Here is a 23,921-nt window from a genome sequence, read left to right as displayed (position 1 = left end):
CCAGCAGCCTGCCAAACCCCCGCCGCACCTGGGCCAGCGGGTCCAGCACGGATTGTGGCGCAGATCACAACCCGAGCCGTGACCGAGCCTGCGCCGACTTCTCGCCGAACCTCCTTTGGGGACTGTGAGCTAGCCGTCAAGCCGTTGCTGGCGCGGGCGGCGTACTCCCCTGAAGGATTGGGCTCTTTTGGTTGTGTTGGCCCGCTGATCGGGTTTGGAGCGGGTCGTCACGGGGCCGGTCCGCGCCTAGCGTGGCGCGCATGCCTGAACTCATCGTGCCAACCACCCGCCTGCACGCCGCCTTCGTGGAGTGCTGCGACGACTGGGGTCCGGGGCTACACGAAGACGGCTTCGGCCTGGGCGCCGACGACGATGTGCGCTCGCCGGACGGCTTCGCCACCTGGGTGCGCCAGCGCCTCTACCTGACCCACGCGGCCGGCGAACCGTGTCCCGACGAGCGGCACGCCTCGCCGCGGTGGATCGTCGAAAACGGCCAGGTGCTCGGCGGGATCGCGCTGCGGCACAAGTTCGACGACGACCTGGGCCAGATCGGCTATGGGGTACGTCCTTCGGCGCGCCGCCGTGGTCTGGCCAGTTGGGCGTTGGGGGAGATGCTCGTGGAGGCCCGCGCCGTGCTGGGCCTGGACCGCATCCTCATTCCCTGCCTGCGGGACAACCTCGCCTCGGCCCGCACGATCGAACGCAACGGCGGCGTGCTGGAGGGCGTCCGCGACACCGACCACGGCCCGGTGCGCCGCTACTGGATCACCCTGGCTAGTGGGTGACGCGTTCGCTTTCGCTTTCCAGGGCGGTCAGCCAACCCTGCAAGCTGCCGTCCAGGGCCGCCCGCATCGCCGCGGGGTCGGCGCGCACCGGGTCGCCGGCCCACGACTCGACGGTCTGCACCTGTGCCGCCTGCTCCGTGCGCGGCGCGAAGGTCCAGACGTGTCGAGCCTCGATGCCGCTGGCCGTGCCGGTCCAGGCGATCCGCCGCATCGGGTCGTACTCCGTGATGGTCGACGTGATTTTCAAGCCCTCGGTTTCCCAGTCGAACGTCGCGTCGACGCCGATCGGGCCGCGCAGGGCCGCGCTGGAAATGTGTCGGTTCCAGCGTGGCCAGGCGTCGATGTCGACGTGCAAAAGCCAGAGCGTCATCAACGGCGCCCGGATGATTCGGGAGACCTCGACGATGGCCGGTGCCTGGCGGTCGATGTCCATGTTCGCAAACTCCCTACCAGGCCGGGTCTTCCGCGGCCTCGAGGAACTCGTTGACCCGGTTGCCGAAGTCTTCCGGGTATTGGAACAGCGCGCCGTGTGCCGCGTCGGGGTAGAGGACCAACTCGGCGTTGGGGAGATGGCCGGCCAGTAGGAAGGTGTTCGGGGTCGGCACCATGATGTCGCGGTCGCCGTTGACGACCAGCGTTGGCTGGCGCAGGCCGGCCAGGCGCGAAAACTTGCTGGGGTCCGGGATGCCCCAGTCGGCGATCGCGTCGATCTGAGCGTCGCGGGTCTCCAGCGACGTCACCGCGTCCTGGTCGCTCTCCCGGCTGAAGATGCGGCCGAGGTAGTCCATGCCCTTGGCCCGGCTGGCCTCCGACGGCGTGAAGAACAGGTAGAGCAGGTCTTCGGCGTCCTGCTCTTCCTTGAAGGCGTGGCTTTGCAGCTCGTCGGCCCATTTGTGGAAGCCGCGGCCACCCTCGGGGCCGGTGCCGGCCAGCACGAGTTGGCGGATCAGGTAGGGGCGCATCAGCGTCAGTTCCTGCGCGACGAAGCCGCCCATCGAGAAGCCGAGCAGGTCGATGTTGTGCAGGCCGAGCGCGTCGACGAACGAGATGATGTCGCGGGCGTAGTCAGGCACGTTGTGTGGCGTGCTGCCCGTCGAACGGCCGACGCCGCTCGCGTCGACGGTGATCACCTCGCGTTCGGCGGCGATCGTGTCGACCATGATCGGGTCCCAGAGGTCGATGTTGCCCCGGAAACATTGCAGGAGCAGCAGGGGTACGTCGGACTGCTTCCCGAAGCGCCGGTAGGCGAACGTGGTGCCGTTGTCGGCTTCGACCGTGCGCGTAGGTGATGTCAGCTGCGTCATGACCTTGCCTCTGCGGTTGGGGTCTCGTTACTCGACGCTACGCCCGGCCGCGACGCTCAGAAGTGATGCCGAGGCATGATCCGGACGTTGGCGCCCATCGTGCCGCGCGGCCTGCTGCCTGGTCATCGTCGCGTCGACCAATCGCCACGGAGTCGCCTTCCGGCGTTGCCCGGCGGGCTGTCCGGCCGACCCCATGATGATCACCGACCGGCCAAGGCCGGCATAGGACCTATGACGCCGGCCGGTCCAAGGGTCGGCGCGAGAAGGGAGGATCCGTGCGATTCTCGATTGCCCGCGGGACCGCCCTGGTCGCGGTTACCGCTGCGATGGTGGGCCTTTCCGCCTGCTCCCCGCCGTCGAGCAACAACGAGGCCGCCGCGAGTGACGCGGCCAAGGCCACCAACGCCGCCGCCCTCGGTGGGATCGACAAGCTGGTCGAGGCCGCCAAGAAGGAAGGCGCGCTCAACGTCATCGCGTTGCCGCCGGACTGGGCCAACTACGGCGAGATCACCAAGGCTTTCACCGCGAAGTACGGCATCACCGTCAACTCCGCGCAGCCCGACGCTTCCAGCCAGGACGAGATCAACGCCGCCAAGCAGCTCAAGGGCCAGGGTGGCGCGCCGGACGTGTTCGACCTCGGCGCCTCGGTGGCGCTGGCCAACACGGCCACGTTCGCGCCTTACCAGGTCACGACCTGGAACGACATCCCGGCCGCGCTGAAGGACGCCAGCGGCACGTGGGTCAACGACTACGGCGGCTACATGTCGATCGGGTACGACTCGTCGAAGGTGCCCGCTCCGACCAGCATCGCCGACCTGCTCAAGCCGGAATACAAGGGCAAGGTCGCCCTCAACGGTGACCCGACCCAGGCCGGCGCGGCGTTCAACGGCGTCGTCGCGGCCTCGCTGGGCAACGGCGGCTCGGCCGACGACATCTCCAAGGGCGTCGACTTCTTCGGCCAGCTCAAGAAGTCGGGCAACTTCCTGCCCGTCGACCCGACCCCGGCGACGATCGAGTCGGGCCAGACCCCGGTCGTCTTCGACTGGGACTATCTCAACGTCGCGCAGGGCGCCAAGCTCAAGGGCAAGGTCGACTGGAAGACCGTCGTACCCGCGAACGCGGTCCTCGGCTCCTACTACGTCCAGGCCATCAACGCCGACGCGCCGCACCCCGCGGCCGCCCGGTTGTGGCAGGAGTTCCTCTACAGCGACGAGGGCCAGAACCTGTGGCTCAAGGGCGGTGCCCGCCCGGTTCGCGCCGACGCGATGAAGACGGCCGGCACGCTCGATAACGCGCTGTTCCAGGCGCTGCCCGCGGTCAGCGGCACGCCGGTCTTCCTGACCGACGCGCAGACCAAGTCCGCCAACGACTATCTCGCCGCCAACTGGGCGAAGGCCATCGGTTAACCGCCGATGACCGCCCCCACAACGGGGACGCTGGACCAGGTCAAGGCGCCGACCACCACCGGTGTACGGGGTGGTCGGCGCCCGTCCTGGCGCCGCCGGTGGCTGCGCCGCGACCTGCTGGGTGTCCTGCCGTTCTTCGTCTTCGTCGCCATCTTCCTGTTCATACCGACGCTCGTCGTCATCATCGGCGCGTTCGCCGGTGACGACGGCCGGCCCACGCTCGACAACATCTCGGCACTGGCCGACGGCTACATCGTCGACGCGTTCGTTCGCAGCATCACGCTGTCGGCGGTGACGGCGGTCCTCGGCGCGGCGATCGGCGCGCTGGTCGGCTACGCCGTCGTGACCGCAGGGCCGGACAGTCTCGTCCGCCGGATCGTCACGTCCGCGTGTGGCGTGCTGGCCCAGTTCGGCGGTGTCACGCTGGCGTTCGCGTTCATCGCCACGATCGGGCTCAGCGGCTTCGTCACGGTGTTCCTGCACGACCACCTCGGCATCGACATCTTCGCCGGCGGGGTCTGGCTCTTCGACCTGCCCGGTCTGGTGCTCGTCTACACCTACTTCCAGATTCCCTTGATGGTCATCGTGTTCCTGCCCGCGCTCGACGGCATCCGTCCACAGTGGCGCGACGCGACCGAGAGCCTCGGCGGGTCGACCTGGTATTACTGGCGACACGTCGCGGGCCCGTTGCTGGCACCGGCGTTCCTCGGCTCCACCCTGCTGCTGTTCGCCAACGCTTTCTCGGCGTACGCGACCGCGGCCGCACTGGTCAGCCAGGGCAGCCCGATCGTGCCGCTGCAGATCCGCTCCGCGCTGACCAGCGAGGTGCTCCTCGGCCGCGAGAACCTGGGCAAGGCGATGGCGCTGGGCATGGTCGTCGTCGTGGCGCTGGTCATGTGGCTCTACGGCCTGCTACAGCGAAGGACGACACGATGGCTGGACTGAGGCAGCGCCGGGCCCGCCGGCAACGCACCCTGCGCTGGATCGTCGTCACCCTGTTCGCGGTGCTGGTCCTGCTGCCCCTCTACGCGATGTTCGAGTTCACCACCCGGGGCGCCGGCGACAGCTTCACGTGGGAGACCTGGCGGGTCTTCTTCGACTGGGGCACGCTGGCGGAGACCTATCCGATCCTCTGGACGGGCATGAAGGCCTCGTTCTGGCTCGTGCTGCTGTCGGTGACGCTCACCCTGGTGCTGCTCGTGCCGACCGTCGTCTGGGTGCGCCTGCGGCTGCCCCGCCTGCGGCGCTTGGTCGAGTTCATCAGCCTGCTGCCGTTGACGATCCCGGCCATCGTGCTCGTGGTCGGCCTGGCACCGGTATACGCGTGGGTCGTCTACTTCATCGGTGGCTCGTCGGTGACGCTCTTCTTCGCGTACACCATTCTCGCCCTGCCCTTCGCCTATCGCGCCATCGACGCCGGGCTGTCGGCGATCGACGTGCGGACGTTGTCGGAGGCGGCCCGCAGCCTGGGCTCGAGCTGGGCGACGGTGATGTGGCGGGTGGTGCTGCCGAACATCCGCTCCGCCGTGCTCTCCGCCGCGTTCCTGACCGTCGCCCTGGTGCTCGGCGAGTTCACCATCGCGTCCCTGCTCAACCGCGACAACATCCAGGTCGCCGTCAACCAGCTCGGCAAGAGCAGCGCAACGATGTCCGTCGCGGTCTCGCTCGCCGCGCTGGTGCTCGCGTTCGTATTGCTGTTCCTGCTCTCCTTCGCCGGTCGCAGGCGCTATCGGGAAAGGAAGACATCGTGACTGTCAGCGTGGGGGTCCGCCTCGACGGCCTGCGTCGCCAATTCGGAAACGTGGCCGCGCTCGACGGGCTCGACCTCGACATGGCGCCGGGCGAGCTGGTGGCCCTGCTCGGGCCCTCCGGCTGCGGCAAGACCACGGCACTGCGCATCCTGGCCGGGCTGGAAGACGCCGACTCGGGCCGGATCGTCGTCGGTGGCAAGGACGTCGCGAACGTGCCGGCCAACCGCCGCGACATGGGCATGGTGTTCCAGGCCTACAGCCTTTTCCCGCACCTGACCGCGGCGGAGAACGTCGAGTTCGGGCTGCGCCTGCGTCGCCAGAACGCGGTCGACCGGCGCAAGCGGGCCCGCGAGATGCTCGAGCTGGTCGGCATCGGCACGCACGCCGACCGCTACCCGCAGCAGATGTCCGGTGGCCAGCAGCAGCGCGTGGCGTTGGCGCGGGCGCTCGCGTTCCAGCCCCAGGTGCTGCTGCTCGACGAGCCGCTCTCGGCTCTCGACGCGAAGGTCCGGGTCCAGCTCCGCGAGGAGATCCGCCGGATCCAGCTCGAGGTCGGCACCACCACCCTGTTCGTGACGCACGACCAGGAAGAGGCGCTGGCCATCGCCGACCGCGTCGGCGTGATGCGCTCCGGCCGGCTCGAGCAGATCGGTTCGCCGGAAGACATCTACCGCAGCCCGGCAACGCCGTTCGTCGCCGAGTTCGTCGGCCTGAGCAACCGGCTCGCCGGTCGCGTCACCGACGACGTGGTCGAGGTGCTCGACACCAAGCTGCCGTTGGTCGACGCCGCGAGCGTCCACAATGGCCCGGCCACCGCGTTGGTCCGCCCCGAGTCGGTCGACGTGACGGCCGACCCGACGGGAACGGGCCGGGTCGTGGCGGTGAGCTTCCTCGGGCCGACGGCCCGGGTCACCGTGGCCCTGCCCGACGACGCGATCGTGGTCGCCCAGATGGCCAGCGCCCGGCTCCCGGAACTGCCGCCGGGCACCGCCGTGCGGGTCATCCTGCGCCCCGTTCCGGTGGTCGTCTCGGCCGCCTAGCTCTCGCGGAAACGTCTATGTCCCGTCGCGCAACGCACGGCGGGACATAGACGTCTATCAGGCATGGCTGGAACGAGATCCCCGCGCCTTGCCGCACCCGTCACGCTCGCCGGGGTCGCGGTGCTCGCGATGCTCGCCGGCGGCTGCGTCGCCGTGGGCGGCCCGCCCGCCGCGCCGGCTCCGGCCAAAGTGACGCCGAGCGGCTCGCGCGTGGCAGCCACCAAGATCCCGGATGGCTTCCTGCTGCACGAGCGGGAGATGACCGACGTGAGCGACGACTTCCAGGTCTCGCCCGAGTGTTTCGGCGAGCCGATGATGCACCGGTCCGGCCGGCTGTCGGTCGGTCCCGGCGAGGTCGGCGTCACCCAGAGCCTCTACGTCTACGCCGACGAGAACACGGCCAGGTCGGTGCTGGGCAAGCTTCGAACGAAGCTGGCGACCTGCAGCGGGTTCGGGGGCGCCACGGTGCTCGATCCGCCCGCGAGCCCGGCCTGGGGCGACGAAGCGGCGACCATCACGCTCGCCAAGCCGGCCGACGGTGCCGGCGAGCACACCGGCGCCCGGGTGCGCTACGACGTGGTTCGGGTCGGCGGGGCGATCGTCGAGATCACGGGCTACCCCGAGGTCGCGCAGATCGACCAGGACGCGCGGGCCATCGCGGGCCGGCTGTGTTTCTACGACCTCGACTGCGCACCCCGTGCTGGCCTGCCGGCGACGCAGTCGGTGATCGCCGATGGCGAACAGGCGTGGGTCGCGGCCGTCGGCGTGCTCAAGGTGACCGACCGGCCACAACTTCCCGGTGAGACCGTCGCGGCCGCGGCCGAGTTGGGCTACCACGCCGCTGTCGTGCCGACGGTCTGCGACGAAGGCGCCGACAGCGCGCTCGGGCTGACCGGGTTGGGCAACTACTACACGGCGGTCTACTTCGCGAGCGAGGCCGACGCCGAGGCGTTCGCGGCCGCGCTTCCGGCGTTGCCGGTGAAGGTGATCCGGGTCCGCACCTACTGTTTCTGAGCAGGCCGAACGGATGATCACGCGGAGCGCGGCAGGCCGTATGTTCGACGATCGTGATCAACACACGGGGTCGTCGGTTCGTCTGCGCGGTCGTGGCCGCGCTCGCCGTCGGGGGCGCGGCCGCCTGCACCAGCCCGAGCTCGGCGGCCGGCCCGGCACCATCGCCGGCCGGCTCGGTCTCGGCCAGTCCCGACAAGAACGCGCCGGCCGCCGAGGCGCAGGCAGCGATCGAGGGGATTCTCGAGGCGCAGAGCGCGGCGTTGGTCAAGGGCGACCTGGCCGCCTACCTGGCGCCGGCGGCCGGCTATCCCGCGGTCGAGAAGGTGCTCAAGCAGCGGTTCACCGCACTGCGCGCGCTGCGGGTTTCCGACGTGCGGCAGACCATCGCCGTCGGGCCCTCGCCGGGTGGCGAGCCCGACCGCTGGAGCACCGAGATCGGCATGGCGTACTGCCTCGGCGCTCCTGGTTGTAAGTCTGTCGGCCCGATCAGCTCGACCGCGTTCGTGCGGACGCCGGCCGGGTTCCGGATCGCCGACCTCGACCAGACGACCGACGGGCCGCGGCCGTGGGAGGTCAGCGATCTGGTCGTGCGCTTCGGCAAGCGGGTCGTGGTCGCGACCACCAAGCCCTACGCCAAGGATCTGCCTACCGCGCTGCGGCTGGCCGACGCGGCCGCCACCGTGGCCGACAAGTTCTCGCTCGGCGAGACCAAGCCCTACCGCTACGTCGTCTATCTGGCAGGCCAGAAGGAGTGGAAGGCCTGGTATGACAACACCAGCTTCGACGACTCCTACATCGGTTTCGCGGTGCCCCGCCGGATCGAGGGCACCGACCTGGTGCTGCGGCTGAAGGCTTCCCCGATCGGCGAGACCGGCATGCTGCTCCGGCACGAGATGACCCACGTGGCCTCGGGTGCCAACGCGGCGCTCAGCGACTACGACGGTTCGGCCTGGTGGCTCAACGAGGGGCTGGCCGAACTGGCCGGGGAGAACGGCGCGGCGTTGGGCGACTACGGCCGGCGCGAGGACGTCCGCCGCTACCTGGGCAAGAACAGCTACAAGGGTGATCTGGCAACCGCCTGGCCGAGCGAGAAGGCCACCGACGACGTGATCAGCGCCAAATACGGCATCGCCTACTACGCGACCCGGTGCATCGACGAGAAATACGGGCGTAAGAAGCTGATGGCGCTGGTCGACGCGCTGGTGCGGCACGACGCCAGTGGTGCCGACGCCGCGCCGACCGCGTTGGGCGCGAGTTGGAAGACCGTTCAGTCGACGTGCCTGAGCTACACCAGGCGCGCGGTCGGCCTGTAGGCCCCGGCGCGCCGGATGGCCCATTCGGCGACGATCGCGTTGATGACCCAGCCGGACCCGACGGAGATGGCGGTGCTCAGGTCGCTGGTGCCGAGCAGGGGTTCACCGATGCCGGCGGTCAACACCTGGGTTCCGGCGCCGACGGCGAGTGCGTAGGCCCGGATCATCCAGGCTCGATGGGCGGCGATGTCGCGGCGGCGGATCGCGGCGAACCCCAGCACGATGGCGCCGGCCATCGCCGATCCGACCACGAGCCGGATGCCCCACAGCAGGTCGCCGCCCGGTGCGCCGGGGTAGAACAGCGTCATCCAGAGCGCTGAACCGGCCACGATCAGACCGGCCGCGACCAGGACCCGGCCGGCCCGGCGGTGCCACTGCGGCCGGCGGCGGCGCAGCCTGGCCGCGAACTGGAACGCGCCGACGAAGGCGTAGAGGGCCGCGGCCAGCACGTGCACGACGACGGGTGCGGGGGAGGCGTCGACCCGCGGGTTGGTCGACAGCACCTGCGGGCCGCCGGCGACCTCGATGAGCCGCAGCGAGCCGGCGACGACCGGCACGAGGGTGAGCAGCACCAGCGCCGCAGGCAGCCTCCAGTCCCGGGTCATATCGTGATCACCACCTTCGCCCGCGCGTGGTCGCTCTCCAGGTAGCGCATGGCCTCGGGCACCTCGTGCAGCGGATAGGTCCGGTCGATGACCGGCGTGAGGCGGCCGGCCTCGACGTGCTCGCGGAGCGTCTCGAGGTGCTGCCGGCTGGGCGCGGTGGGCAGCGGGAGGATGCGCTGCCGGACGAACGGTGACAGCAGTTGCCCGCGCGCGATCAGCCAGACCGGCCCGAGGAGGCTGCCGCCGGCGTAGACGCCACCACCGGAGAGCACGAGCGTGCCGGTCGGGGTCGTCGCTCGCCGGAGCGCGCTCAGCGATCGGTTGCCGACCAGGTCGAGCACCAGCTCGTGGCGGCCGGTGGCGTGGGTGAAGTCGGCGCGGGTGTAGTCGACGACCTGGTCGGCGCCGAGTTTGCGGACCAGGTCCACGTTGCGGGTGCTGCACACGCCGGTCACGGTCGCGCCGAGCGCCTTGGCGAGTTGGACGGCCAGGGTGCCGACGCCGCCGGACGCGCCGTTGATCAGGACGCGTTGGCCGGCTTCGACCTGGCCGACGTCGCACAGGCCCATGAGCGCGGTGATCCCGGCCAACGGCAGGGCGGCCGCCTGCTGTGGCGTGAGGTTCGCGGGCTGGCGCGCGACCAGGGTCTCCGGCAGGCACACGTATTCGGCGAACGCACCGTCGGCGTTGCCGAGGTCGCCGAAGACGGCGTCGCCCGGCTGCACCCGCCCGCCGACGGCCTCGCCCGGTCGCACCTGCCCGGTGTCGGTGCCGACGGCCTCGACCGGCCGCACCTGCCCGGTGTCGGTGCCGACGGCCTCGACCGGCCGCACCTGCCCGGTGTCGGTGCCGACGGCCTCGACCGGCCGCACCTGCCCGGTGTCGGTGCCGACGGCCTCGACCGGCCGCACCTGCCCGGTGTCGGTGCCGACGGCCTCGACCCGGCCGGCGAAGTCGCGGCCGCGGATCCGGGCCCGCGGCGCTGACCGGCCGATGGACAGCCGCGCCAGCCGTGGGTCGCCCCGCATGATGTGCCAGTCGTGCGCGTTGAGCGCCGCGGCCTCGACGCGCACGAGCACCTCGCCGGGACCGGGTGTGGGCTTCTCGACGTCGGCGAGCCTGAGCATCTCCGGCGGGCCGTATTGGTCTTGAACGATTGCCTTCATCGCTGTCCCTCCTAGGTGTACGGCGTACACCTGCTGAGAAATCACGGTAGGTGTACGGCGTACACCTGTCAAGGCGGTTAGGGTTTTGTCGTGATGGCTGAGCAGACTGGGACGCTGCGCCGGACCCCGCTGAGCAAGGATCGGGTCCTGCGGGCCGCCGTCGCGCTCGCCGACGAGTCCGGCATCGAGTCGCTCAGCATGCGCAACCTGGCCGTCGAGCTGGGCGTCGTGCCGATGGCCCTCTACAAGCACGTGGCCAACAAAGACGAGCTGCTCGGCGGCATGATCGACGTGGTGGTCGGCGAGATCGACCCGCCGGTGCCCGACCCTGACTGGAAGCGCGTCATCCGCGCGCGCATCCTGTCGGCACGCGACGTGCTGCTGCGCCACCCGTGGGCGCCACTCGCGATCGAGTCGCGCAACGACGCGACGCCGGCCATCCTCGACTACCTCAACACGATGGTCGGGATCCTCCGCGACGGCGGCTTCTCCACCGACCTGGCCCACCACGTGATGCACGCGATGGGCAGCCGGATGCTGGGCTTCAGCCAGGAGTTGTTCGACGCCTCGCGGCGCGCGGGCCGGTCCGGCGCGGCCGAACCCGAGCCACCGGCGGCCTTTCCGCCCGAGGCGGCGGCCCGCTTCCCACACCTGGCGGCGATCGCGACGGCCGCCTCACACGACGACGCGTCGGTCGTCGGTGACGGCTGCGACGACCAGTTCGAGTTCGAGTTCGCGCTGGACCTGTTGCTGAACGGCATCGACGACCTGCGCCAGCAGGGCTGGCGCTCAGCGCACTAGCGGCGGGTCGTGCTGAACCGGCGTTGGTAGGCGGCGGGGCTGATCGACAGCTTCCGGGCGAAGACCCGGCGCATGCTCTCGTAGCTGGGGAAGCCGGCCTGGGTCGCGGCCTGCGTCGCGGTGTGTCCCTGGTCGAGCAGCGCGCGGGCCAGGTCGAAGCGGATGCTTTCCACGTAGCGGGCCGGTGTCGTCGACAACTCGTCGTGGAAGAGCCGGCTGAGCTGCCGGGTGCTCACGTTGAGGTGCTTCGCGAGTTCGCCGAGCGAGTGTTCCCCGCGCGGGTTCGCCGTCACCAGGTCGGTGACGGAGCGCAGCGTCGCCGAGCGGGGCGGCGGTCCTTGCAGCGGCGCGGAAAACTGCGACTGGCCGCCCGCGCGCTGCATGTAGACCACCAGCGCACGGGCCACGTCGCGGGCCAGGTCGGGGCCGTGGTCCTCTTCGACGAGGGCAAGCGCCAGGTCGATTCCGGCGGTCACCCCTGCGGAGGTGTACGTCGTGCCGTCGCGCACGTAGATCGCGTCGGGCTCGACCCGGCACGTCGGGCAGCGCGCGGCGAGTTCGTGCGCCGCCCGCCAGTGCGTGGTGGCGCGCTTGCCGTCGAGCAGGCCGGCGGCGGCCAGGAGGAACGCCCCCGTGCAGACCGACGCGACCCGGCCAGCCGTCGCCGCGGGTGCCCGCACGGCGTCGGCCAGGTCGGCGGGTACCGGGCCGCGCGGATAGCGGTCGGACCCGGGCACCAGGAACGTGTCGAACGCCGGCTCACCGGCCACGGCGCGGTCGACCGCGATCCGGACTCCGAGGTTTGACGTGACGTCGGCACCGGTCGGTGACAGCAGCACGATCCGGTAGTCGGCGCCGAGCCGGTTGGCCTCCTTGAACACCTCGGCAGGACCGGCGACGTCCAGCAGCGTCACCCCGTCGTAGACGAAGAAGGCGACGGCGGGCCTGGGCACGGTTCATTGTTAGCACCCCGCCATGTCTGGATACGAGGGATTCCTGGCTGGACCGTTGCGGCGCCGCGGGCCGCGCGGTGGGCAGCATGGAGGTTGAGCCCAAACAGGAAGTCAGAGGTTATGTCTGAGGTCATCGCGGGATTTGAGATTCCTGAGACAGAAGCGACCGGATTCATCGAAGAGTCGACCAGCCCGCTCATCTATCACCACTCGCGGCGGGTCTTCCTGTTCGGTCTGATCCACGCACAGCGGCTTTCGCTGAAACCGGACCCGGAACTGCTCTATGTCGCGGCCCTGTTCCACGACCTCGGGCTGATGACCCCGTTTTCCGAGGCGGAGCAGCGATTCGAAGTCGACGGCGCCGACCACGCCCGCAAGTTTCTCCTCGACCGGGGCTTCTCACCGGCCGCGGCCGAGACCGTCTGGGAGGCGGTCGCGTTGCACACCACGCCGGGCATCCCCGGCCGGATGGCACCGGAAGTCGCGCTGACCCAACTCGGCGTGGTGACCGACGTGCTCGGCCTGGGTCTGGACGGAATCGACCGCGACCAGGTCGCCGAAATTCTTGCCGCCCACCCGCGCGGAGACTTCAAGAACGAGTTTCTGCGGGCCCAGTTCGACGGGCAGAAGAACCGCCCGGAAACCACGAACGGCACGATGAACTCCGACGTGCTCGAGCATTTCAGTCCCGGTTTCCCGCGCACGACAATGGTCGAGCGCGTCGTCGCTTCGCCCTGGCCGAGCTGATGCGCGCGATCACCGCCCGCGACCGGGCCGCGGGTGTCGCCGGCCTCACCCTGACCGACATGCCCTACCCGCACGCCGCGGAAAACGACGTCATCGTCCGCGTGCACGCTGCCGGCTTCACCCCCGGAGAGCTCGACTGGCCGGGCACGTGGACCGACCGCGCCGGCCGCGACCGGACGCCGACCACCCCGGGGCACGAGCTGTCCGGGACCGTGGCCGAACTCGGCTATGGCACCACCGGCCTGACCGTGGGCCAGCGGGTGTTCGGGCTGACCGACTGGACCCGCAACGGTTCCCTGGCCGAATTCACCGCGGTGGAGGCGCGCAACCTCGCGCCCCTCGCGGCCGACGTCGACCACACCGTCGCGGCCGCGCTGCCCATCTCCGGGCTGACCGCGTGGCAGGGACTCTTCGAACACGCCCAGCTCACGACCGGCCAGACGGTCCTCGTCAACGGCGCCGCTGGCGGCGTCGGCTCGATCGCCGTCCAACTCGCGCGCGACGCGGGCGCCCGGGTGATCGGCGTGGGCCGGGCCGACGACCGCGATGTCGTGCTCGGGCTCGGTGCGCACAGCTTCGTCGACGTCTCCGATCCGCGGCCGGCCGGTGAGGTGGACGTGCTGTTCGACGTCATCGGCGGCGACGTGCTCGAGCGATCGACCGAGCTGGTGCGCCCGGGTGGCACCGTCGTCACCATCGCCGCGCCGCCGACCGTGCGGCCCAAGGACGGGCGGGCCCTGTTCTTCGTCGTCGAGCCGGATCGCGTCCGGCTGGCCGACCTGATTCGCCTTGTGCGGGCCGGCCGGCTCAAGCCCATCGTCGGCGAGGTGCGACCGCTTTCCGAGACGGCGTCGGCGTTCGCGCGCGATCGTCGTACACCTGGCAAAACGATCATCTCGGTGGCTGGCTGACGGCGAAGGTGATCGGGCAGCACAGTCCGTTGGAGGCGATCGCTTCGATCGTGGCGGTGCGGCCACGCCTGAACCTTGACCGATGACGACTCACCGCCGGCTCACGACGATCTCCTCGGTCTCCGTCGCCCTCGCGGGACTCATCGCCGGCGCCGTCCTCGGCGCCGTCGCCGACGACCTCGCGGGCGGATCGCTGGGCATCGCCAGCACCACCGCGATCGCGGCGGCGCTGGCGATCGGCGTTTTCGCGGCGGTGATGCAACTGCTGGTGCGCGCGTTCGAGCGGCACGCGAGCGTCATCGAGCGAACCGTCGAGGCATCCGCCGACCAACACAGCCGGGCCATCGACTCGGCCAACAGCTCGACCGGTCGGGCGACCACCCAGCGTCCGCAATGGACGATCCGCTCTTGGCCGGCTTCCTCGAGGCCCTGGCCGCGAAGGTCGAGTCGGAACCGGACCTGGCCTACTACCGCATCATCCAGCTGAAGCGCCCCGAGGCGTTGTCGTCGGCCAGCCCCGCTTACGAGGCGCACTTCAAGTCGATGGTCAACCTGCGCGATGCCGGCCGCACCAACGTCATCCTCGAGACGGCCGAGCCGCGCTACCCGTTCAAGTTCATCCTCGTCGACCGCAGACAGCGGATGCTGCAACGCCCGTCGGCTGGCCCCTCGCGACTGATGCGAGGCGCCCGCGCCGCCCGTGTCAGGGGCGTGTCAGGGCCGCGTCAGGCCGGGCCGCGATGGTGATCGCACGACGGAGGACATCCCTTCGGCGGCCTTCTAAGGAGTGCGTCACCATGGCTATCACCCTTTCCGACCAGGACAAGAACACCATGCGGGTCGCGGCGTACGGTGCCGTGGCGTTGCTGTCCGCGGCTGGTGTCGCGGGTGGTTCGCCGCACAAGATCGCCACCAACGGCAGCATCGCCTTGGGTTCGGGCACCGGCCTGGTCGGGCACGTGCTCGCCGAATACCCGAAGGGTAAGGAGATCAACGGCAAGTCGGTGGCCGAGATCGCCGACCGGGTGCTGCCGGCGCTGACCGAGGCCATGGCGCTGCTCACGGCACAGGCGCCGGACGAGGCCGACAACTTCCGCGGCGCGGTCCTGCTGGCGATCGAGTCGGCCACCCAGAACGCCAAGCCGAGCCCGGTCGTGACGGACCTGATCGGCAAGATCACCAAGGCGCTTGACGCCGCCTGACACCGCGGCGTGCCACGGCGTCCGGCCGTGGCACGCCGTCGTGTGCTCAACCCGACCGCGGGACATCGCCGAGCGCGGTCAGCATCGTACGCAACAGATTTGCGAGTTGTTCCCGCTCGTCGGGGCCGAGTGCGGCGAGCATCCGCGCCTCATTGGCGACGTGGTCGGACATCGCGTTGTCGACGGTTTCGTAGCCGAGATCGGTCAGCGTGATCAGGACGCTGCGGCGGTTGCTGGGGTCGGTTTCCCGGCTCACCACCGCGAAGGCGCTGCTCGCCGGGCTCCGCGGCGCCGGCGTGCGGCTGGTCGCCGTCGGTGGCGCCGGCAGCCTCCTCGTGCCGGGCTCGGGCGGCACCCTCGCGGTGGACGACCCGGCCCACGTAGCACCGGCCTGGAGGGCGATCGCACGTGCGGGCAACGACCAACTCGCCGCGTTCCGCACCAGCACCGATGTGGACTGCAGCTATCTCAGCCCGCCGGCGATCCTGGAGCCGGGCGAGCGCACCGGTTCCTACCGGATCGGCACCGACGAGCTGCTGGTCGATTCATCGGGCCTCTCCACGATCTCCTGCGAGGACCTCGCTCTGCCGCTGTTGGAGGAGGTCGAACGCCCCCGACACCACCGCACGCGATTTACCGTTGCGCGCGCCGACGGATCAGTTCCTCGACCGCGCTCGGCAGCGTCGTCTCGAAGTCGATGAGCTTCGCCCAGGTCGGCGTCACCACGATCCGGACCATGCCGTCGTAGAGCTCCCGCACCCCCGCCTCCCACTCGACCCGCTGCTCGGGCGTCATCTCGTAGGTGGTGTTCATCTCCAGATATTCGTCGGGGATGCCGTCGACGACGTCGAGCTCGGCCTGGCCGCGGATGAGCAGGATCTTGGGCGGGTGCACCTCGGTGTCGATGGTCAGCGCCACCGCCGGGTTCTTGCGCAGCGCCGGAAGCTTCGGGGCGTTCAACGCCGTGCACATCACGATCTCGGAGCCGTTCCAGCTGAACCCGATCGGCACGTTGCGCGGCGTGCCGTCCTTGGCGACGTAGGCCAGCCGGGTCAGGTCGCGGGCCAGCAGTTCCCGGCTGAGCGGTCGGTTGAGCACCTCGGTGATCTCGTCCGGTCGCATGGTCAGGCCTCCTGGAGCTGCTGGGCGAGGGCGACGATGATCCCCGCGGGCCCGCGGACGTAACAGAGCCGGTAGCTGTTCTCATACTGCACCAGCTCGCCGACCAGTTCCGCGCCGTGGGCGCGCAGGCCGGCCAGGGTCGCGTCGATGTCGTCGACGGCGAACATGACGCTACGCAGGCCCAGTGTGTTGCCCAGCGCGTGCCGCGGTTCGGGGTCGATCACCGCCGGGTGGTGGAACTTCGTCAGCTCGAGCCGGCCGTGACCGTCCGGGGTCCGCATCATCGCGATGTCGACCCGCACGTCGTCGAGCGCGTTGACCGCGTCGACCGATGGCCCCGCGATCGGCGCCTCGCCCTCCAGCTCCATACCAAGTTCGACGAAGAACGCCTTAGCCGCCTCGAGGTCGTCAACGACGACGCTCACGTGGTCCATTCGCTCGATCATGCTTACAGTCTCGGCAACGGGATGCCGGCACCGGTAAAGTTTCGCGCGGAGGCGAAACGTGGGAATCTGGCTGATCGACGCCGACGTCCTCGCCGGCAGCCGGTTCCGCACCTCGGCGCTGGTCGAGACCGTGGCGACCCTCGGCGTGCTGGCGGAGCGGCGCCCCCTGCGACCCGGCCAACTCGCCCGGCCGGCACAACAGCGGGCGGCGTTCCGGGCCCGCCTGGCCGGCGACCCGGTCGGCCAGGCGTTCGTGCGGGGCGCGCTGCGGCCCAACTGGCTGACCGACATCCTCTGCCCGCCGCCCGACGACGACGAGCACACCTTCGACGATGAGATGCGCCGCATCCGCACGGCGTCGCCCGAGTCGCTGCGCGCCGATCTGGCCGGCGACGACCCCGTCCTGCACGTGCCGGACCTGCCGGATCGGATCGCGGCCGTGCTCGACTGGGTCTGGGCCGAGGTGGTCGCACCAGACTGGGAGCGCCGCCAGCGGGCGTTCGAGGCCGACATCATCGCCCGGACCCGCCGGTTGAGCACGAGCGGCTGGGCGTCGGCGCTCGACGACATGCGGCCCGGCATGCGGTGGCTGGGCGAGGGGCGACTACAGATCAACGCGTACGACTATCCGCCGCACGACCTGACCGACGGACAGCTGCTGTTCATCCCCAGCACCAGCGAGCGCGGCTGGGTCGGCTGGCGTCGGCCGAGCCGCTACTCCGTGGTCTACCCCTGCGCCGGCCTGCTCGCCGCGGGTGGGCAGACCGCACCGGGCGCCCTGCGCCGCCTGATCGGCCCGGCCCGGGCGACGCTGCTGAGCCTGCTCGACAGCCCGATGAGCACCACCCAGCTCGTATCCGTGAGCGGTTTCGCCCTCGGCTCCGTGGGCAACCACCTCAAGATCCTGCTGGACTCGCAACTCGTCCGCCGCCGCCGGGCCGGCCGCTCGGTTCTCTACTACCGCACGCCCGACGGCGACCGCCTCGTCCGTGCCACCGCATCCCCGGAGTCAGTCGCGGAGCGCCTCTGACATCGCACCAGCTTCCGGTCAAGTGCACGGGCTCGGCGACGCGCCGGTCGGCTGACGACCGCGGGCTCGCGAGCGTCCAGACTAGGGGCATGCTCTCAGCCGAAAGGCCCGCCGCCGCGGTGCCGCATTGGAACGCCGCCGACCGGGTGGAAGGTGCGGCACCGGCCAGCCTTGACGTCAGGTCAGCCCGAGACGGGCGGAATCAGCGATGAGCGCGGCGGGTGGCCTGGATCGCGTGCGGGCGGCGCTCTATCTGGATTTCGACAACGTCTTCACCGGGCTGATTCGGCAGGATCCAGACGTCGCGATGCAGTTCGCGGAGGATCCGGGCGGCTGGGCGTCGCAGTTGGCCACCGCGCTGCCGGTCAACGGTCCGCGCCGCTGGCTCATCCTGCGGTGCTATATGAACCCGTCCGGCTGGGTGCCGCATCCCGATGCCGACTCCGGCACGCCGCGGTTGTATTTCTCGAAGTTCCGGCCGTTCTTCACGAACGCGGGCTTCGAGGTGATCGACTGCCCGCGGTTGACGCACACCAAGAACGCCGCCGATATCCGCATCGTGGTGGACGCGCTCGACGCGTTGCACGACACCGCGTGCGACGAGTTCGTCATCCTCTCCGGCGACTCGGACATGACTCCGCTGTTGGTGCGCCTGCGGCGCGCCGATCGGCGCACCACCGTGGTGTCGCCGCTGGACGCCGCCGAAGCGTTCACCTCGGTCGCGGACCGGTTGATCGGCAGCGAGCAACTGTTGGAACTGATCCAGGGCGAGCCGGTCGAGGCCGACGATGACGCCTCGGCGCCAGAACCTACCGACCACGCCGGCCTGGCACCCGTCGACGCGGAGAAGCCGAGCCTCGAGGCAGACGAAGCGATGCGACGATTCGCCGACATCGTTTCGGGCCGATACGCCGCGACGACCGCCCCGATCAACCTGGCCGGATTTGCCGCCGAACTGCGCCGCACGCTCGGCTCCATAGTGGACGAGACAAACTGGTTCGGTCATGGCGGCTTCGTCCGCACGCTGGAGAGCCTCGACCTGCCCGGGGCGATGTTCTCCCAGCATTTCCTCTGGCACGCCGACCGACACGTCGCGCCGGCCTCCGCGCAGGCGGCCGGGCCCGGAGTCGACCTGCCCGAGCCGGTGGCCCGCTTGTCCAAGCTGCTCGGAATTCCCCGACTGAGCTCGGAAACGTGGTCTTCGATCTATCCGGTGCTGGCCGAATACGCCTCGAATCACCGGTTCAACCTCACCGAGGCCACTCGATGGTCACGCGACCGGCTAGCCGCGGAGGGCGTGGATGTGAGGCGCAACGCGCTTGCGTTCGTCGTCCGCGGCGCGACGTTCGGCGGGTGCCCTCTCTACCGGCAGCCACCTCCCAACGACCAGGAAATCCGGGACGCCTTCGTCAACAACGTGCTCAGCCGCGCCGACGCGGCAGATGTCAGCCTCACCGACGACGAGACGACCGCCGTGCGGACCTGGTTCGCGCCGCCCGCCTGACGGTCCAACGACATGATCAGATGTAGATCCACGGACGTGCAGTAATCCTTGACGTTGGGCACCTTTTCGCACACCGCACCGGAGAAGTGATCGGCGACTCTCTCGCCTATTCGTAGTCGTACCGCACCGGGAAGCCAGGCACCCACGAGGCATCGTCGTCATCGCTCGGCGGAAGAATGGTCGCTAGATACTCATCCACCGAGAGGCCGAACTGCTCGGCGATCAACGCGATCTGGACGCCGATGGAAGTCCGGAGATCGCCAAGGGCAAGACCAAAGTTGCCTGCTTCCTGAGGGAGTAGGCGCCTGGTGAAGTTCTCGGCGTCTGGGCCGGCGGCGTCAACGAATTTGCGGCAGGCGGCTCGCATCGCTCTTAAGCTATGTTCAAGCGTCTCGCCCGGCTTGGAGGCGTTCATCTCTCGCGTCAACATCTGTCGGATTTCGATGGCCGACCTGATGCAGTGCATCGAGTCCTCCATATGGCGATCGCCGAACAGCAAACGACGATCCTCCAGGAAGTTGATCACTCGTCGGGCGACATCCTTGTCGCCGTCGACGGTCTCCCACTGGATACCGCCCCACGGAAAAGACACGCCACTCAGTCGCTTAGCCATCGCAGCACCATAACGACGGCAGGCCAGGGTGTCGATGTTCCACGATGGATGGAGAGCCCCGCCGACCCCCGCTCGGGCTAGGCGATGACGCGGTGCAGTTCGGCGTAGTGGCACGCCGACGGGTGGGGGTCTACTGCCCGCTGGGACAGTGGCGGCTCTTCGGCCGCACAGCGTGGCTGAGCCTTCCAGCACCGCGTGCGGAACCGGCATCCGCTCGGCGGATCCGCCGGCGACGGCACGTCCCCGACCAGCCGGATGATCTGCCGCCGGCTGCGCGCGGTCGGGTCCGGCACCGGCACGGCACTCAGCAACGCCTGCGTATAGGGATGCGTCGGCCGCAGATACACCTGGTCCGACGTCCCCGTCTCGACGATCCGACCGAGATACATCACCGCGATCCGGTCGCTGATGTGGCGGACCACCGACAGGTCGTGGGCGATGAAGATGTAGGCCAGCCCCAACTCGTCCTGTAGCCGCTCCAGCAGGTTGACCACCTGCGCCTGGACCGACACGTCCAGCGCCGACACCGGCTCGTCGCAGATGATGACCTCGGGGCGCAGCGCCAGGGCCCGGGCGATGCCGATCCGCTGCCGCTGACCGCCGGAGAACTGGTGTGGATAACGGTTGGCGTGCTCCGGCGACAAGCCGACCTGCGCCAACAACTCCCGAACGGCAGCGTCGCGGTTGCCCTTCGGAGCAGCCTCCGGGTGGATGTCGAACGGCTCGCCGACGATGTCGGCCACCGTCATCCGCGGGTTCAGCGACGTGTAGGGGTCCTGCATCACCATCTGCATCGACCGCCGGAGGCGGCGCAGGTCGCCCGCCCGCATCCGGAACAGGTCGTGTCCCTTGAGATACGCCCGGCCGGCCGTCGGTGACTCCAGGCGCATCAGCAGCTTCGCCAGCGTCGACTTGCCGCACCCCGACTCGCCGACCAGGCCGAGCGTCTCCCCGGGACGGAGTTCGAAGCTCACGCCGTCGACGGCCTTGACCGCGCCGACCTTCTTCGGCAGCACCACGCCCCGCGTGATCGGGTAGTGCTTGACCGCGTTCTCGACCCGCAGGATCGGTTCAGGCAATACGGGCATCGAGCGCCTCCGGCGGGAAGTGGCAGGCGCTCGCCCGGTCCAGGCGGCCGATGCGCATCAGCGCCGGCTCGGTCATGCGGCACATCTGCTGCGCGTAGGGGCAGCGCGGGTGGAACGGGCAACCGTCGGGGACCGCTGTCGGGTTGGGTGGGGTGCCGGCGATCGAGTGCAGGCCATGGCCGCGGTGGTCCAGGCGGGGGACCGAAGCCAACAGACCACGGGTGTACGGGTGAGCCGGCGCCGCATACAGCGTGTGCACGTCGGCGTGCTCGACCACCCGGCCCGCGTACATGACCGTGATGCGGTCGGCCACGTCGGCCACCACGCCCAGGTCGTGGGTGATCAGGATCAGCGCCATCTCGAGCTCGGCGCGCAGCGTCGCCAGTAGGTCCATGATCTGGGCCTGGACCGTCACGTCGAGGGCGGTGGTGGGCTCGTCGGCGATCAGCACCTTCGGGCGCATCGCCAGGGCCATCGCGATCATGACGCGTTGGCGCATGCCGCCGGAGAACTGGTGCGGGTAGTCGTCGACGCGTTGCGACGCCGCCGGGATCTGGACCATGTCCATCAGTTCGACCGCGCGGCGGCGGGCGTCGGCCTTGCCGATGCCGCGGCGGGAGCGGAGCGCCTCGGTGATCTGCCAGCCGACCGGGAAGACCGGGTTGAGCGCCGACAGGGCGTCCTGGAAGACCATCGCGATCTCCTGGCCGCGCACCTGGCGGCGGCGTTCCGGCGCCACGGTCAGCAGGTCTTCGCCGGCGAAGAGCACCTGGCCGCCGCGTACGACCGCTGGGGGTGTGTCGAGAATGCCCATGACGGCCTGGGCCGTGACCGATTTGCCGGAACCGGACTCGCCCAGGATCGCGAGCGTCTCGCCCGGGTCGACGTGGAACGAGATGCCGTTGACCACCCGGGCCACGCCGTCGCGGCTGTTGAACTCGATCCGCAGGTCGCGCACGTCGAGCAGGTGTTCGCCGGAGCGCGGCGGGGTGACCGTGACCCGGGCCGGCGCGGTCGTCCACGCCGCGGTCGGGGTGTCCCAGGAGGCGCCGCCGGGATCCCAGGAGGAGCCGCCCGCCACCACCGGAGCGTCAGCCGCGGGATAGCGCTGGTCGTGTGGGGGGTACGGCGAGTAGCTCATCAGCGCAGCTTCGGATCGAAGGCGTCCCGGATGGCGTCGCCGAGCATGATGAACGCGAGCACCGTCAGGGTGAGGAAGAGCGAGGGCGCGATCAGTGGCATGGCCGCCTCCCGGACGTGCTTGCCGGCGGTGGAGATGTCGATGCCCCACGAGATCGCCGGTGGGCGCAGCCCGATGTTGAGGAACGACAGGGTGGCCTCGGTGGCGATGAACGTGCCGAGCGCGATCGTGAGCACCACGATGAACGGCGCGAGGGCGTTGGGCAGGATGTGCCGCCACATGATCCGCAGCGGGCCGGCGCCGAGCATCCTGGCCGCGGCCACATAATCCTGGCTGCGGGCGGCGAGCACCGACGAGCGCATCACCCGGGCCGCCGTGGTCCAGCCCAGGATGCCGAGCACGATCACCACGGTCACGATGCCGGAGCCCTGGCGGTCGGCGCTGAGGCGCTTGCTCAGCACGATGGCCGCCAGCAGCAGCGGGATGCCGAGCACGACGTCGACCACCCGGGAGAGCAGCGCGTCGAGCCAGCCGCCGAAGTAACCGGCCAGCATGCCGAAGACCAGACCGATAACACCTGTCATGAGTACGGCGAAGACGCCGACCAGGACCGAGGCGCGGGCGCCGTGCACGGTGCGGGAGAAGACGTCGCAGCCCTGGAAGTCGTAGCCGAAGAACGCACCGCCGGACGGGCCGGCGAACTGGCGCCGGGTGTTGCAGGCGTTGGGGTCGGCGGAGCTGAACAGGCCGGGCGCGACCGCCATCAGGATGACCAGCACGACCAGGGCGGCCGCCACCCAGAAGATCCAGTTGCGCCGCAGGTCATACCAGGCGTCGCCGGCCAGGCTGCGGGTTCGCGCGTTCGCCGCCGGGTCCGGTGGTTTGCCGGGGTCGGCCAGCGGCCGGACGCCCAGCTCGCTGGTCGCGGCCATCTCCAGGTCACTCATACCGGATCCTCGGGTCGAGTACGGCGTAGAGCAGGTCGACGAGCAGGTTCGTGACCAGGAAGACGACGACCAGGACGCTGACGAAGCCGACGACCAGCGGCCCGTCTTCGGTCTGGATGCCCTGCAACAGCTTGGAGCCGACGCCGGGGATGTTGAACACGCCCTCGGTGACGATCGCGCCGGCCATCAGGTTGCCGAGGTCGACGCCGATCAGGGTGATCACCGGGATCATCGAGTTGCGCAGCACGTGCACGGCGACCACCCGGCGGGCGGAGAGCCCCTTGGCACGGGCGGTGCGCACGTAGTCGGCGCGCACGTTCTCAGCGACCGACGCGCGGGTCAGCCGCAGCACGGTCGCGGTCGACGCGGCGCCCAGCACCAGCGCCGGCAGGATCAGCCCGTAGAGGCTGGGTCTGGCGCCGGCGGTGGTGGGGAACCAGCCGAGCTTGACGCCGAAGATGAGCTGGGCGACCGGCGCCAGCACGATGATCGGCAGGCCGACGACCAGCAGCGTGAGCGCCAGCGTGGAGTTGTCGAAGACGGTGCCCCGGCGCAGCCCGGCGACCAGGCCCGCGGTGATGCCGAACAGGGTGGCGAAGAGCAGCGCGAGCAATGCCAGCTTGATGGTGTTGGGCCAGGCGTCGACCATGATGTCGCCGATCGGCCGGCCGGTGAGCGTCTTCCCGAAATCGCCGGTGAGCAGGCCGCGCATGTAGTAGCCGTATTGCACCAGGAACGGGTCGTTGAGGTGGTATTGCTCGGTCAGCACCTGCCGGACGTTGTCGCTGACCGGCCGGTCACCCGCGAGCGCCTGGATCGGGTCGTTCTGGTTCGCGAACATCAGCGCATACACCACGAAGGTCGTCCCGATGAAGGTGACGACCATCTGGAGTAGACGCCTGATGATGTAGCGAGCCATGCGAGCCAGTCTCTGTGCGTGTGTCAGGGCAGGAGCAGGAACGTGAACTTACCCCGCGTTCCCCAACAGGCGAAGACCGCCGGCCCCTGGAAAGGGACCGGCGGTCACCGTGC

At 69.9% G+C, this 23,921-nt stretch carries 28 protein-coding genes; 14 read left to right on the top strand and 14 right to left on the bottom strand.

Going from position 1 to position 23,921, the window contains the following annotated elements:
• Positions 1-260: 260 nt before the first annotated feature.
• The gene (locus DFJ67_RS05940; protein WP_116066966.1) at positions 261-785 is read left to right on the top strand and encodes a GNAT family N-acetyltransferase; all 525 of its coding nucleotides are present in this window, start codon (positions 261-263) and stop codon (positions 783-785) included.
• Here the strand turns inward: DFJ67_RS05940 and DFJ67_RS05935 are convergent.
• Together DFJ67_RS05935 and DFJ67_RS05930 are read right to left on the bottom strand one after the other, a co-directional pair.
• Positions 775-1,218: an SRPBCC family protein gene (locus DFJ67_RS05935; RefSeq protein ID WP_116066965.1), complete on the bottom strand. Its 444-nt coding sequence runs from the start codon at positions 1,216-1,218 to the stop codon at positions 775-777. The genes DFJ67_RS05940 and DFJ67_RS05935 overlap by 11 nt on opposite strands.
• 13 nt (positions 1,219-1,231) lie before the next feature.
• On the bottom strand, positions 1,232-2,089 hold the full coding sequence (locus DFJ67_RS05930) for an alpha/beta fold hydrolase (RefSeq protein ID WP_116066964.1): 858 nt from the start codon (positions 2,087-2,089) through the stop codon (positions 1,232-1,234).
• A 275-nt stretch (positions 2,090-2,364) separates the two neighbouring features.
• Here DFJ67_RS05930 and DFJ67_RS05925 point away from each other — a divergent pair, with 275 nt between their 5' ends.
• The 6 genes from DFJ67_RS05925 (at position 2,365) to DFJ67_RS05900 (ending at position 8,613) form a co-directional block, all read left to right on the top strand.
• On the top strand, positions 2,365-3,495 hold the full coding sequence (locus DFJ67_RS05925; RefSeq protein WP_239097172.1) for an ABC transporter substrate-binding protein: 1,131 nt from the start codon (positions 2,365-2,367) through the stop codon (positions 3,493-3,495).
• 6 nt (positions 3,496-3,501) lie between these two features.
• Entirely contained in the window at positions 3,502-4,440 is a 939-nt protein-coding gene (locus DFJ67_RS05920) for an ABC transporter permease (protein ID WP_239097171.1), read from the top strand.
• The gene (locus DFJ67_RS05915; RefSeq protein WP_116066962.1) at positions 4,428-5,246 is read left to right on the top strand and encodes an ABC transporter permease; all 819 of its coding nucleotides are present in this window, start codon (positions 4,428-4,430) and stop codon (positions 5,244-5,246) included. Before DFJ67_RS05920 ends, DFJ67_RS05915 begins: the two co-directional genes overlap by 13 nt.
• On the top strand, positions 5,243-6,286 hold the full coding sequence (locus tag DFJ67_RS05910; RefSeq protein ID WP_170215750.1) for an ABC transporter ATP-binding protein: 1,044 nt from the start codon (positions 5,243-5,245) through the stop codon (positions 6,284-6,286). The genes DFJ67_RS05915 and DFJ67_RS05910 overlap by 4 nt, the downstream gene beginning before the upstream one ends.
• A 63-nt stretch (positions 6,287-6,349) precedes the next feature.
• On the top strand, positions 6,350-7,300 hold the full coding sequence (locus DFJ67_RS05905; RefSeq protein WP_147315430.1) for a hypothetical protein: 951 nt from the start codon (positions 6,350-6,352) through the stop codon (positions 7,298-7,300).
• 53 nt (positions 7,301-7,353) lie between these two features.
• Positions 7,354-8,613, top strand: coding sequence for a hypothetical protein (locus DFJ67_RS05900; protein WP_116066960.1), 1,260 nt, complete (start codon positions 7,354-7,356; stop codon positions 8,611-8,613).
• Here the strand turns inward: DFJ67_RS05900 and DFJ67_RS05895 are convergent.
• On the bottom strand, positions 8,586-9,218 hold the full coding sequence (locus tag DFJ67_RS05895; protein ID WP_116066959.1) for a DUF2306 domain-containing protein: 633 nt from the start codon (positions 9,216-9,218) through the stop codon (positions 8,586-8,588). The genes DFJ67_RS05900 and DFJ67_RS05895 overlap by 28 nt on opposite strands.
• Positions 9,215-10,384 (bottom strand): NAD(P)-dependent alcohol dehydrogenase, encoded by a 1,170-nt coding sequence (locus DFJ67_RS43675; RefSeq protein ID WP_244940427.1) that lies wholly within the window; start codon positions 10,382-10,384, stop codon positions 9,215-9,217. The genes DFJ67_RS05895 and DFJ67_RS43675 overlap by 4 nt, the downstream gene beginning before the upstream one ends.
• Before the next feature lie 93 nt (positions 10,385-10,477).
• Between DFJ67_RS43675 and DFJ67_RS05880 the strand changes: the two genes are divergently transcribed.
• Complete coding sequence (locus tag DFJ67_RS05880) at positions 10,478-11,185, top strand: TetR/AcrR family transcriptional regulator (protein WP_116066958.1); 708 nt, start codon at positions 10,478-10,480, stop codon at positions 11,183-11,185.
• Here DFJ67_RS05880 and DFJ67_RS05875 read toward each other — a convergent pair.
• Positions 11,182-12,138, bottom strand: a complete 957-nt coding sequence (locus DFJ67_RS05875) for a GlxA family transcriptional regulator (protein WP_116066957.1) — start codon at positions 12,136-12,138, stop codon at positions 11,182-11,184. The two genes, DFJ67_RS05880 and DFJ67_RS05875, sit on opposite strands and share 4 nt — an antisense overlap.
• A gap of 120 nt (positions 12,139-12,258) precedes the next feature.
• Between DFJ67_RS05875 and DFJ67_RS05870 the strand changes: the two genes are divergently transcribed.
• Positions 12,259-12,885 (top strand): HD domain-containing protein, encoded by a 627-nt coding sequence (locus DFJ67_RS05870; protein ID WP_116066956.1) that lies wholly within the window; start codon positions 12,259-12,261, stop codon positions 12,883-12,885.
• The gene (locus DFJ67_RS05865) at positions 12,885-13,796 is read left to right on the top strand and encodes an NADP-dependent oxidoreductase (RefSeq protein ID WP_116066955.1); all 912 of its coding nucleotides are present in this window, start codon (positions 12,885-12,887) and stop codon (positions 13,794-13,796) included. The genes DFJ67_RS05870 and DFJ67_RS05865 overlap by 1 nt, the downstream gene beginning before the upstream one ends.
• A 90-nt stretch (positions 13,797-13,886) precedes the next feature.
• Here DFJ67_RS05865 and DFJ67_RS05860 read toward each other — a convergent pair whose 3' ends face one another.
• The gene (locus tag DFJ67_RS05860; RefSeq protein ID WP_147315429.1) at positions 13,887-14,153 is read right to left on the bottom strand and encodes a hypothetical protein; all 267 of its coding nucleotides are present in this window, start codon (positions 14,151-14,153) and stop codon (positions 13,887-13,889) included.
• 36 nt (positions 14,154-14,189) lie between these two features.
• Here DFJ67_RS05860 and DFJ67_RS05855 point away from each other — a divergent pair, with 36 nt between their 5' ends.
• Both DFJ67_RS05855 and DFJ67_RS05850 read left to right on the top strand, forming a co-directional pair.
• Entirely contained in the window at positions 14,190-14,543 is a 354-nt protein-coding gene (locus DFJ67_RS05855) for a hypothetical protein (RefSeq protein ID WP_116066953.1), read from the top strand.
• A gap of 50 nt (positions 14,544-14,593) precedes the next feature.
• Entirely contained in the window at positions 14,594-14,998 is a 405-nt protein-coding gene (locus tag DFJ67_RS05850) for a hypothetical protein (RefSeq protein ID WP_116066952.1), read from the top strand.
• A gap of 46 nt (positions 14,999-15,044) precedes the next feature.
• Here DFJ67_RS05850 and DFJ67_RS05845 read toward each other — a convergent pair whose 3' ends face one another.
• The 3 genes from DFJ67_RS05845 to DFJ67_RS05835 all read right to left on the bottom strand — a co-directional run bounded on the left by DFJ67_RS05845 (position 15,045) and on the right by DFJ67_RS05835 (position 16,566).
• Positions 15,045-15,446 (bottom strand): MarR family winged helix-turn-helix transcriptional regulator, encoded by a 402-nt coding sequence (locus DFJ67_RS05845; RefSeq protein ID WP_116066951.1) that lies wholly within the window; start codon positions 15,444-15,446, stop codon positions 15,045-15,047.
• Positions 15,447-15,631: 185 nt separating this feature from the next.
• Positions 15,632-16,120 carry a pyridoxamine 5'-phosphate oxidase family protein gene (locus DFJ67_RS05840; RefSeq protein ID WP_116066950.1) on the bottom strand — a complete coding sequence of 163 codons (489 nt, stop codon included), beginning with the start codon at positions 16,118-16,120 and terminating at the stop codon, positions 15,632-15,634.
• Positions 16,121-16,122: 2 nt separating this feature from the next.
• Complete coding sequence (locus DFJ67_RS05835) at positions 16,123-16,566, bottom strand: VOC family protein (protein ID WP_239097632.1); 444 nt, start codon at positions 16,564-16,566, stop codon at positions 16,123-16,125.
• 58 nt (positions 16,567-16,624) lie between these two features.
• Between DFJ67_RS05835 and DFJ67_RS05830 the strand changes: the two genes are divergently transcribed.
• Both DFJ67_RS05830 and DFJ67_RS05825 read left to right on the top strand, forming a co-directional pair.
• A complete protein-coding gene (locus DFJ67_RS05830; RefSeq protein ID WP_116066948.1) occupies positions 16,625-17,596 on the top strand; it encodes an ArsR/SmtB family transcription factor in 972 nt (323 codons plus the stop codon).
• A 208-nt stretch (positions 17,597-17,804) separates the two neighbouring features.
• Complete coding sequence (locus tag DFJ67_RS05825) at positions 17,805-19,100, top strand: NYN domain-containing protein (RefSeq protein WP_239097633.1); 1,296 nt, start codon at positions 17,805-17,807, stop codon at positions 19,098-19,100.
• A 106-nt stretch (positions 19,101-19,206) separates the two neighbouring features.
• On the opposite strand, the gene DFJ67_RS05820 is transcribed toward DFJ67_RS05825, so the two are convergent.
• The 5 genes from DFJ67_RS05820 to DFJ67_RS05800 all read right to left on the bottom strand — a co-directional run bounded on the left by DFJ67_RS05820 (position 19,207) and on the right by DFJ67_RS05800 (position 23,808).
• Complete coding sequence (locus tag DFJ67_RS05820; protein ID WP_147315428.1) at positions 19,207-19,713, bottom strand: DUF6650 family protein; 507 nt, start codon at positions 19,711-19,713, stop codon at positions 19,207-19,209.
• 77 nt (positions 19,714-19,790) lie between these two features.
• Positions 19,791-20,801, bottom strand: a complete 1,011-nt coding sequence (locus DFJ67_RS05815; protein ID WP_116066946.1) for an ABC transporter ATP-binding protein — start codon at positions 20,799-20,801, stop codon at positions 19,791-19,793.
• A complete protein-coding gene (locus tag DFJ67_RS05810; RefSeq protein ID WP_116066945.1) occupies positions 20,785-21,942 on the bottom strand; it encodes an ABC transporter ATP-binding protein in 1,158 nt (385 codons plus the stop codon). Before DFJ67_RS05810 ends, DFJ67_RS05815 begins: the two co-directional genes overlap by 17 nt.
• Positions 21,942-22,889 (bottom strand): ABC transporter permease, encoded by a 948-nt coding sequence (locus DFJ67_RS05805; RefSeq protein WP_116066944.1) that lies wholly within the window; start codon positions 22,887-22,889, stop codon positions 21,942-21,944. Before DFJ67_RS05805 ends, DFJ67_RS05810 begins: the two co-directional genes overlap by 1 nt.
• Positions 22,882-23,808: an ABC transporter permease gene (locus DFJ67_RS05800; protein WP_116066943.1), complete on the bottom strand. Its 927-nt coding sequence runs from the start codon at positions 23,806-23,808 to the stop codon at positions 22,882-22,884. The genes DFJ67_RS05805 and DFJ67_RS05800 overlap by 8 nt, the downstream gene beginning before the upstream one ends.
• Between the last annotated feature and the right edge of the window lie 113 nt (positions 23,809-23,921).

The organism is Asanoa ferruginea (assembly GCF_003387075.1).
GTDB lineage: Bacteria > Actinomycetota > Actinomycetes > Mycobacteriales > Micromonosporaceae > Asanoa > Asanoa ferruginea.
Note: the sequence above shows the minus strand (reverse complement) of the source record. Positions and strands in the feature narration are given on the sequence as shown.